A 10,680-nucleotide genomic window follows, 5' to 3' on the forward strand; every position below is an offset into this window, starting at 1 on the left:
TGGAGAAACACCCATGCATAATTCACTTGAAAATAAAGTTGTCGCCATTACTGGTGCTGCATCAGGCATCGGTCTTGAATGCGCCCGCGCTTTTCTGGCCGCCGGCGCGAAAGTGGTTCTGATTGACCGTGCCGGTGATCGGCTAGAGCAGTTGGCAAAAGAACTGGGTGAGCATGCTTATCCATTAGTTATCGACCTGCTGAAACCGCAGGAAGTTTCCGGCATGCTCAGTGGGATTTTGGCCGTCGCAGGAGGATTGGATATATTTTATGCCAATGCTGGATCTTATGTTGGTGGCCCCATCGAGGAAGGTAACCCAGATGACTGGGACCGCATGCTTAATCTGAACATCAATGCGGCATTTCGATCAGTTCATGCTGTTTTGCCTCACCTTATCGCGCAAAAATCAGGCGATATTCTCTTCACCAGTTCCGTTGCCGGGGTGGTACCGGTTATCTGGGAACCCATTTATACTGCGTCCAAATTTGCGGTGCAGGCATTTGTTCACACCACGCGCCGTCAGCTTTCCAAGCATGGTATTCGCGTCGGTGCAGTGTTGCCGGGGCCGGTCGTTACCGCTCTGATTGATGACTGGCCAAAAGCCAAACTGGAAGAGGCCTTGGCGAATGGCAGCCTGATGCAACCCATCGAGGTCGCTGAAGCAGTTATGTTTATGGTCACTCGCCCAAGGCACGTTACCGTACGCGACCTGGTCATTGTGCCTAACAGCGTTGATCTCTAAGCGTATCAGGGATAGAAACGTCCCTTCACCCGCTTTTTAATGGAGAAATTATGAACGGAGCGCCACAAAATAAAAATCCTGCGGATGACCGGGTAATTATTGGGGTAGATGTCGGTACCGGAAGTGCTCGTGCCGGTGTTTTTGACCAATCTGGCACCCTGTTAGCGGCAGCGAAAAGGGACATCACGCTTTTTCGTGGCACCGGTCACGCTGTCGAGCAATCAAGCCGCGAGATTTGGCATGCTGTGTGTTCAGCCGTCAGAGAAGCGGTCGATAGATCCGGCATCGCTGCTGAACGCGTGGCGGGCATTGGTTTTGATGCGACCTGTTCCCTGGTGGTTATCGATGCAAATGGTGATCCTCTGGCCGTGGGTGAAACCGACGATCCTGAGCGAAATATCATGGTCTGGATGGACCATCGTGCTACAGAACAGGCCGAACGTATTAATGCACTGAATCATCCGGTGCTTAAGTATGTAGGAGGTAAGATTTCCCCCGAAATGGAGACACCGAAAATACTTTGGCTCAAGGAAAACCGTCGAGAAATTTACGATAAAGCCTGGCAGTTCTTTGATCTGGCAGATTTTCTTACCTGGCGTTGTACCGGTGATCTGGCGCGTTCTACCTGTACTGTAACCTGCAAATGGACTTATCTTGCCCATGAGAAACGTTGGGACGACGACTATTTTCGTCAAATTGGATTAAGCGAAATTGTAGACGAACAATTCATACGTATTGGTCAGCGCATCGTCGAGCCGGGAACCTGTTGTGGTGAGGGACTGACTCAGCAAGCCGCGAGTCAGTTAGGCTTACCCGTTGGCACGCCGGTGGCGGCAGGCATGATTGATGCTCACGCTGGGGGCATCGGTACTGCCGGGATCAAAGGAAACGCCACCAATAATCTTGCTTACGTATTTGGTACCTCTTCGTGCACCATGACAACCACAGAACAACCGGTTTTCATCCCTGGGGTGTGGGGGCCTTATTTTTCGGCCATGGTACCGGGCATGTGGCTTAATGAAGGCGGGCAGAGCGCGGCGGGTGCGGCGATAGACCAGCTTTTATTGTTTCATCCAGCGGCCCGTGAAGCAGAAATTCTTGCTGAGCAGCATTCGTTGCCCCTGCCCGTGCTATTGGCGAATTTGGTACTTGAGAAAATCACCAAGGCTTCAGAGGCAGTCGAACTCACGCACGGGCTCCATGTTGTGCCCGAGTTTCTGGGCAATCGTGCGCCTTTTGCCGATCCCCATGCTCGGGCGGTGATTGCCGGTCTGGGCATGGAGAACAATATTGATAGTCTTCTGTCACTTTATATTGCCGGGATATGCAGTATTGGCTACGGATTGCGACAGATAATTGATGCGCAGGCGCAGGCGGGGGCTGTCATTGAAAATATTGTTGTCAGTGGCGGCGCTGGGCAGCATCCATTAATTCGTCAACTGCTGGCCGACACTACCGGACGCCCGGTCATTTCAACCAAAGCACCGGAACCCGTGCTGCTAGGTTCGGCGATCCTCGCCGCCTACGCTGGCAAACTTATTTCATCGGTCGCCGAGGGTATGGCGCGTTATTCTGCTATCGAAAACGAATACTGGCCAGAGATGAAATATAGCGATCGGCATTTACGCCGCTATGCCACGTTCAAACGCCTTCAGGAGAATGCCAGACATCTGGATGGTTAATATTGTTATATTGAAGGGTAATCAGTGTCGTTCCAAACTTTCTCATCCCTGCCCTGCAGGGATTTTTACCTTTCATACTGATTTAATCAGAGTGAAATCAAAGACGGCCGTAACAAATAGTTATTGCCGCATTCATAATTAATAGACAATTACGACGAAAAAACCTTATTGCCATCATATCCTGTAACTTTTAAGCAAAATTTAGGTATATTCCTCCCAAATCAGTGACAAAAATCATTACATCAGCACACTCCTTTACTACCCTCACCGATAAAATATCATCCAATGCTGATCGGCTTGGAGTAACTTGTTGTTTTAAAACAATTTAATTACAATAAGAATGAACTTTAATTATTTATAAATAGTTAAAATTAAATAATAAATTTAGATAAACTAATCATTACATAAAAATAAAATGCGCTAAATAAGTGCAACAAGGTGAATAAAAAGCATCTTTATAGGGAATTGATAATTTAATTAATAAAAGTATAAAGTTTTATCTTTCGCGGCCGATTACCGTCAGTAATTATTGTACTCACCTGTTATCAGGGAACTCCCCCATTTACTGAGGTTATTATGAGAGTCAACCAGCCTGTCAGTCGGCAGGAGTATCCCATTGATCGCGATACCACCTTGCAATCCACCACCGACATTCGCGGAAATATTGCCTATGCCAATGCCGCTTTTGTGCGCGCCAGTGGTTTTGAATATCAGGACTTATTAGGTCAGCCTCACAATATGGTGCGCCACCCTGATATGCCTCCCGCCGCATTTGCTGATATGTGGCAAACCTTGAATGCCGGTCTTTCCTGGTCATCACTGGTGAAAAACCGCCGTAAGAATGGTGACTATTATTGGGTACGTGCCAATGCTACACCATTACGCCATGAGGGCCGTTTGACCGGCTATATATCAGTGCGAATTGCGCCAACACGGGAAGAGATTAAGCAAGCTGAAGCGCTGTATGCCGACTTTAACTCCGGCAAAGCAAAGCGCCGCCGCATTGCGCTATATCGCGGGTTAATTGTTCGTACCGGCTGGCTGTCATTATTATCACTGTTCCAAACTCTGCCATTACGCTGGCGTTTGCGCGGAGCTTTATTGTCTGCCGCACTGCTCCCAACGGTGGCTGCCGGGGTGATGGACATTACCGGTTTGCCACTGTGGGTAATGGCGGGGGCGACGGTCGTCAGTAGTATCATCACCTCGTTTTGGCTAGAGCGCCAGGTTGCCCGCCCGCTTGCTGCCATTTTACAGCAAGCGCAGAATGTTTCTTCCGGACAGGCCGGTGATTATGTACAGCTAAACCGGGTTGATGAGATTGGCTATTTGATGCGTAGTGTCAATCAATTGGGTCTGAATCTTCGCTCCCTGACCGATGATGTCAGCGGCCAGGTTGATGGTATTAACACCGCCAGCAGTGAAATAGCGGCAGGGAATCGTGAGTTAAAAGTCCGGACCGAGCAAGCTACAGCCAACTTGCAGCATATCGTCAGCGCCACAGAACAATTGGTCGCCACGGTGCAAAACAGTGCCAATAGTGCCAATGAAACAACATCATTGGCGGCGATGAGTAGCCATGCTGCCGAACAAGGCAGCGAGCTGATGCACCAGGTTATTGAAACCATGGGTACAATTAATGATTCCAGCCATCGTATTGTCGATATTATCAGTGTGATTGAGGGTATCGCCTTCCAGACCAACATTCTGGCACTTAATGCTGCGGTGGAGGCGGCACGGGCGGGTGAACAAGGTCGGGGATTCGCCGTCGTTGCCAGTGAGGTGCGCCATTTGGCACAACGATCTTCAACTGCAGCCAAAGAAATCAAACAGTTAATTGAAACCAGTGTGGAACGGGTGCGCGATGGCAGCACGTTAGTGCAAAATGCCGGTGCCACCATGGATAATATCGTCAAACAAGCGGGGCAGGTCTCAACCTTAATCAGTGAAATCAGTACGTCAACCCATGAACAGACCCAGGCTCTTGGCCAAATCAACCAATCAATTGGTCAGTTGGACCAGATGACGCATCAGAATGCGGCCATGGTCGAACAGTATGCTGGCGCGGCAGAGGAGCTAGCGCATCGCACCCTGCGCCTGACCGCTGCAGTCCGAATTTATCGGCCACTAAGCTGATAATGACATATGGCTAAAATAACGCAGATTGCACATAATCACTGAATTATCTGTTATAGAAACAATGGCAGACAACTCATCTGTCATAGCAATAAACAGAAACCCCGCTATAGTGGGTAGGTGGTTATTCAATTATTAAATAAGGAGTTTTATGTCATCACTTAATCAAACATCTGCCCGCGCTCACAAAGGTGAAACTGATGCAAACTTACCTGGTGAAGATCATTTGATCGCCCATGAAGCTTTGCTTGTCGCATTAATGGTTGAATGTGCTAATGAGTCGGATAACGATCAATTTCTGTTCAGCGTCAGAGAGACACTGAACAGAGTCTTAAGCACATCGCATTATCTTGATGCCAGCAAGATAGCCAACGGTCTGATCGATGAGGCTGATGATAAGGCCAACCGTTAGTGTTTCAGCCCTCGCTATCGAGGGCTTTTTATGGGTAACCTCGGCACTCCCGGTCTGTTGATAATAATTTCGTTACCAATGGCGACAAAAAATCATTTTTGCTAACATAAACCATGCGTTTTCATAGGTTACGTTATCGTTGATGCATCGCGTGCATTTACAACAATAGGTCAATCCGGCAAGGTTTATTGGCTCAAATAATACAAGGAGGATAAGTGCTGCTGGATAAAGTCCTGCTGGTTGCCATTATGGTTTTATTATCACTTTTTGCCTGGATGTTCTTCTCGCCGTATCATCTGTATTCCACCGTTTATGAGTTTCTTGAGTTATGTGGTTTTAACGAGGGATACTAGAACTTATGCCTTGATTAGCCATAGCTAGTGCCTGAGTGAACAGATAAAAAAACAGGTGCCACATTGTGCACCTGCCTGTTTTATTTTCAGCGCCACTTTATTGACGACTAACTTGATGTTGCTTTTATTGTTTCGAGCTGCTCTTTCGGCGGCAACACTGAATAGCTGGCAACGATCGCCGTGAGGATGATAAATAAATGCCCTTCCGAAGAGTCCAATAAGAAAGAATTAAACAGGTGACAAGCCAAGTAAGCACCGAGCAACGCAATCAGTACATTTCTAACCTGTATGGGTAAACGCCAGGCAGAGCGGAAATAACAAAACATCCACCCGAGGAACAACACTAACCCTACCAGCCCAGACTGAACAGTTTGCATCAGATATTCATTGTGTGGGTTTATGCTATATTCATTCTGTGAAAAGTTATACCAGAACCCTCCGGCCCCATGCCCCAAAATAGGTGCTTGTTCTATCAGCTTCGCCGATTCGAGCATAAATGCAGTACGCGCGCCCATGGAACTGTCACAAGCAACATTCGCATTACCATTAGTCACTGCCAGGCAAGCTTCAACCTCAGTCACCCCCTGTTGTAATCGCTCTACCGCCCGGTTTGGTACCATGATCACAATAGCCGCAACGATAAGGGCACAGGCAACCATACCCAAACGCTGACGGTTTGATAGTGACAGTAATCCCCATACCCCGAAAGCCGCCGCCAAAGCAACATAGCCGGTACGGCCTTGCACCATAAAGACAATATTATAGACGGCCAAACACACCAGCAAGCCGTAACCCCAGCGTTTAAGTCCCAGGCTTCGGAAGGCCAGAGAAAGCCATATCACGGCCGCCAGTGCCATAAAGAAGTTATGCGTGATTTGTAATTTAAAGACAAACGGATTCAGTGGGTCAATTCGCCCCAAAGGCAGATGAAGGACTCCAACCCATAGGCTCGCCGCCAGGATAACGGCATTCGCCAACAAAAAACCTTTGGCAAAATAACCGATAAGTGAACGAGAAAGCACAAAGAACATCGCTAACGGCAGGATATACAGTAGCTTGGAATACTTGCTGACCATCACTTTACCGTACAGATTGTGATTCCAGAGTAAAGATAGCGCCAGCAGTATAAACATCATCGCGGGCAGCCAAATCAGTGGATTTTTTGCCAAAGCTTTTACATGGCGGGTATCACGGCTCAGCAGCAAACAGGTGACAGCCAATACCATCGAAAGATTCATTATAAAATTAGAAGTGGGTAAACCAATACCTAACAGAAATGCCGTTGCACCAGAGAATATGCCAACATACCGATGCACTGGCGGTGAACCGGGCAAAGGAGTAGAAGCAGGAAAAGTCATAAGTCACTCACTTCAGTTTGATAACCCATTGAGGCTGCTTGATAACTCTTTGCCGAGTATCGCAGCCTTAACGTACGTCATAGCCAACCATCAGATGACCGTTAGCTATAAGAATATTGATAGCAGCCGCAGTTATGCCGCGAGTGATCTGAACAAGTAGCGGAACCACCATAATGGCCGCCACCACACCTTGCGTTCAGGTACCGTCGGCAGACGTGAATGCACTTTTTTGATTTCCCAATTAAAATTAAGGAATATTCTGCTATGACCGTATTCTGCACCAAAACGCGCAATTTCACTTTTTTTGCGATCATCAATGGGGGCGTTATGGCGCAGATCACGATTTAGAGAATGATAGCTTTTCTTCCTATCAACGTTACGCTCAATGCATCTGTACTTCTTAGGCAGATAACGTGGTGTGGAACCATGGTCTTTATGGAATTTCACAAAGCGGTAATCTTCCGAGCCATAATGACCTGCGAACTCTTCATCATAACCATAAAGCCGGAAGAAGCGAGCTCTGGACATAAAGAACACATTGGGATGGCCGCGATATGCCTTACCCGTTTCTTCATCAGTTCGATAGATACGGTACAATGAACGCCCTGGATTGCGGGCATTAACCAGATAACGCATAGTGTCTTCAGGCAGCAGGCAGTCTAAATCAGTGATAATAATCTTGTCTGATTTAGCATAAGTCACGCCCAGATTCCGAGAACCCGCCTGATTCCATTGAATATCAGTGGTTATCCTTAACCATGTGAAATTCAAATCATAATCTTTTACGTCATATTCTAATGGGGAACAGTCATCAACAATGACAAATTCGACAACATCTTTAATATCATCAGGATAAGATTCATACACCTTCAACAAAGACTCAACAGAATCCATATTTCCCTGATTACAGTAAAAATGAGTTACATAAGTCAGTTTAATGTGCTGCTTATCTAACGGATGCCGTGCCTTAACGATTTCTACATCCTTTATCACAATATAAGCCTCTGTTTTAAGAGAGAAAATAAATTTTATGCGATCATGAAAACTAACGGTTAAATAAATTCAGCGTGAATAGAAAACATCTATAGGCTGAATAACTTGCGTTAAAGAATAGAGAGTTACCATAATCAGTCAAATAATTTCTTCATATTATTGCGTCAATCGTCATTCGAAACAAAAATAACAATTTAATAACAAATGAAATGTCTTCCTGCTTTCCAGAAGTTCTGTGACGAACGCCTACTCGGTCATAAGATCAGGCAACAACAGATATACACAATGATGATCGAGGTAAATAATGGACGGTTTTAGTGGTTTAATTATGGTTATTTTCTCGCGGTTTTGCAGGAGCATTGGGGGGAAAGAACAATCGTCCCGTTTATTGGTCGCTCTATCCCCCTACTTGCTTGGCATCATTATTGCTTCTGACATATCAGAAATTACTTACCATACAATTCGTGACTACAGCATGATAGCGAGGAGGGTTGATAAGTGTCACAGGCCACTCGATATCAGGTGCAGTGCCAATATCAATAGCCTGCAACTGCTGAACATACCCCATGATCGAACAAGGAAAATAAGTCATGCAATAATAGATTATTTATATGTATTGTGATTTGCGTTGCTGGCTCTTATCTTGAACTATCCTCGGCATTGGCCCCCATAATACCGAAAACTTTTGAATCCTGCTAAAATTTAGCCCGTTACCCTTTTAAACTGATTGAATATCGCGCTATGGATACAGTATAAAAAAACCTTCCCTCTAACAGTTTCATCGCTACCACATGATAAAATTTATCTTTATGAGGTATAAACTATTGACAATGAAAGCTCTAATGGGAAAAATACGCACTATTATTTTTTAATGAGTTAGCTATGTTATTTACCAGAAATGAAACTAATTATATCAAAGGCATTGCTATTATTCTGATGTTAATGCATCACTTATTCGCATTTCCTGAACGCATACCTCCAGATGTAAACATCATTAATTCATTCCCTTTTATTACATGGGATATTGATAATTTTATAGCCTCCTTTGGTAAAATATGCGTGGCTATGTTTTTATTTATATCAGGTTACGGATATTCTTTTAAAAACAAAATTAGTTTCAAGTATTCATTTAATAAATTAAAGAAACTATATTTTAGCTATTGGTTGGTTTTTATTATTTTCATCCCAATAGGATTCTTATTTGTAAATAATGACTGGGATGATAGTTCACCGATAAAGCTAGCTAAAAATATAATAGGAGTATCATCTGATTACAATGGCGAATGGTGGTTTATACGGCTGTATGTAGTCTATGTTCTTGCGTTGCCTATAATATCAAGATTGAATAGCATCACATTGATTTTCATGGCTCTGATATCATTACCTTTAGGGTATTTTTCTCAGCGAATGGGGTACAACGTCATATCCATGTACCTTGCATGGTTATACCCGTTTATTTCTGGCTACGTTTTTGGGAAAGAAAATAAAAAGATAGCGGGAATTATGAAACATCTAAATCCACCATTTTTTTATTCATTTTCATTTTTATGTATAATGTCTTTTTTCGTGACATTCAAAACGTATGGGTTAATTGTTACATCCCCTTTGTTCGTGATGTTAATAAAATGCATATATAATAGCACCATACATCACCACATTATAAACAACCTTGGGACACACTCTCTGTATATGTGGTTAACGCATTCATTTTTTTGCTATTACTATACTCCAGAAATAATTTACTCTGTCAGGTATGCCCCACTGATACTATTTCTACTTATACTAATTTCATATATAACTAGCGTTATTTTAGATAACATTGAACATATCATAAAAAAATTATATGTAAAATTAATAGAATGCTTGTCATCACATAATTAACGAGTCAGTAATAAACAACCGCGCGATTAAGCCCAGTCCTACTACATACCATTATTCATCTATTCGTCATTCAGGCATGCGGTAACCATTACACGCATCATAACAGTGAGATGGTACAATGCAACGCAAAAACCCACAGTTAAGTGGGTTGGTTTTTGGTGACTTATTAAATTTGAGCTACTACACATTACGCTAGAAGTCATAATCATTAATGACGTCCAACAATTTCTTATTCTCTTGGTATTTGGTGCTTAATTTTTTTTGTAATTCAGTTGCTTTAGGACAAGTAACATTTACTTCTTTCTCTAGGGTAACTTGCCGTTCTTTGGGGATTGATGAGTCCCATTCGCCAGCAAGATATTGGCATTCATCCGCTATTTTTATAAACTCACTAATATCTGCAGGGTATTTTATAGCAGCATGTGAACATCCAAGTAAAAGAATAAATGGCAAAATAAAAACAATCGTTTTCTTCATGTTATCTACCATCCGTTGACCAATGAGGTTTGTCTTTAGAACCACAATGGTATTTTGTAACACCAAAACTTTTCCCTACCATATGGAGTGCTATATTCATCCCATCTTTAGGAAAACTCTTAATTAAAACTTCCTCGCCGCTCTTATTTTTTATTTTCAAATCTCCCATCCATAAGATATTCATATCTATCGCGTTGCCTTCAGTATGTCTGCTTTTTAATGATGGTGCCACGTTAAGTCCAGTCATACCATACGCTCTGACCATATCCTGTGCAGCTTTAATACTTTTGGCTGTATCCCGACTGCCATCACTCTTTTTATGCGTCCATTGAATGCTAACACCGGTTTTATCCGGTACAGCTTTGGTTACTGGTCAAAGGGTCGGGGACATTTCCAATATGAAATTTACTGATATTTGGGATGACATGTTACACATCACTCAGGAGAAAACAGGTTCACGCCTGGCTATCCCATTGGATCTGGTCTGTGGGCCGACCAACCTGTCACTGAGGAAAGTGGTAGTCAAGTGCCGGGATGCAGTGTTAAGCAAATATTTGGTTCATTTTCGACATACTACATCACAGGCAATCCGAGGTGACAGCGTTTCAGCAAACGCCATAACGACAACGTTTAAAAAGGCCAGAAA

At 44.0% G+C, this 10,680-nt stretch carries 9 protein-coding genes and 3 pseudogenes; 8 read left to right on the plus strand and 4 right to left on the minus strand.

The features are described from left to right. Positions 1-13 precede the first annotated feature (13 nt). The 5 genes from AEP37_RS12810 (at position 14) to AEP37_RS26535 (ending at position 5,325) form a co-directional block, all read left to right on the plus strand. On the plus strand, positions 14-742 hold the full coding sequence (locus AEP37_RS12810) for an SDR family oxidoreductase (protein WP_049613681.1): 729 nt from the start codon (positions 14-16) through the stop codon (positions 740-742). Positions 743-792: 50 nt separating this feature from the next. After that, positions 793-2,424 (plus strand): FGGY-family carbohydrate kinase, encoded by a 1,632-nt coding sequence (locus AEP37_RS12815; protein ID WP_049613682.1) that lies wholly within the window; start codon positions 793-795, stop codon positions 2,422-2,424. 576 nt (positions 2,425-3,000) lie between these two features. After that, the gene (locus AEP37_RS12820; protein WP_049613683.1) at positions 3,001-4,560 is read left to right on the plus strand and encodes a methyl-accepting chemotaxis protein; all 1,560 of its coding nucleotides are present in this window, start codon (positions 3,001-3,003) and stop codon (positions 4,558-4,560) included. Between the two features lie 151 nt (positions 4,561-4,711). Then, on the plus strand, positions 4,712-4,972 hold the full coding sequence (locus tag AEP37_RS12825) for a hypothetical protein (protein WP_049613684.1): 261 nt from the start codon (positions 4,712-4,714) through the stop codon (positions 4,970-4,972). Positions 4,973-5,187: 215 nt separating this feature from the next. Next, positions 5,188-5,325: a hypothetical protein gene (locus AEP37_RS26535; RefSeq protein WP_167337938.1), complete on the plus strand. Its 138-nt coding sequence runs from the start codon at positions 5,188-5,190 to the stop codon at positions 5,323-5,325. Positions 5,326-5,432: 107 nt separating this feature from the next. On the opposite strand, the gene AEP37_RS12830 is transcribed toward AEP37_RS26535, so the two are convergent. Together AEP37_RS12830 and AEP37_RS12835 are read right to left on the minus strand one after the other, a co-directional pair. Then, positions 5,433-6,659: an O-antigen ligase family protein gene (locus AEP37_RS12830; RefSeq protein ID WP_156168585.1), complete on the minus strand. Its 1,227-nt coding sequence runs from the start codon at positions 6,657-6,659 to the stop codon at positions 5,433-5,435. A gap of 156 nt (positions 6,660-6,815) precedes the next feature. Continuing rightward, positions 6,816-7,676, minus strand: a complete 861-nt coding sequence (locus tag AEP37_RS12835) for a glycosyltransferase family A protein (protein WP_082170790.1) — start codon at positions 7,674-7,676, stop codon at positions 6,816-6,818. 369 nt (positions 7,677-8,045) lie between these two features. On the opposite strand from AEP37_RS12835, the pseudogene AEP37_RS27890 reads away from it, so the two are divergent. Both AEP37_RS27890 and AEP37_RS27895 read left to right on the plus strand, forming a co-directional pair. Continuing rightward, positions 8,046-8,175, plus strand: a pseudogene (locus tag AEP37_RS27890) (STM2901 family protein); the annotation flags it as partial. 467 nt (positions 8,176-8,642) lie between these two features. Beyond that, positions 8,643-9,557, plus strand: a pseudogene (locus tag AEP37_RS27895) (acyltransferase family protein); the annotation flags it as partial. A 192-nt stretch (positions 9,558-9,749) separates the two neighbouring features. On the opposite strand, the gene AEP37_RS12845 reads toward AEP37_RS27895, so the two are convergent. After that, a complete protein-coding gene (locus AEP37_RS12845; RefSeq protein ID WP_235801337.1) occupies positions 9,750-10,034 on the minus strand; it encodes a hypothetical protein in 285 nt (94 codons plus the stop codon). Between the two features lies 1 nt (position 10,035). Continuing rightward, the gene (locus AEP37_RS12850) at positions 10,036-10,266 is read right to left on the minus strand and encodes a hypothetical protein (protein ID WP_235801336.1); all 231 of its coding nucleotides are present in this window, start codon (positions 10,264-10,266) and stop codon (positions 10,036-10,038) included. Positions 10,267-10,393: 127 nt separating this feature from the next. On the opposite strand from AEP37_RS12850, the pseudogene AEP37_RS24920 reads away from it, so the two are divergent. Continuing rightward, positions 10,394-10,680 (plus strand): annotated as a pseudogene (locus AEP37_RS24920) (integrase); the annotation flags it as partial.

The organism is Yersinia pekkanenii (assembly GCF_001152565.1).
Taxonomy (GTDB): domain Bacteria; phylum Pseudomonadota; class Gammaproteobacteria; order Enterobacterales; family Enterobacteriaceae; genus Yersinia; species Yersinia pekkanenii.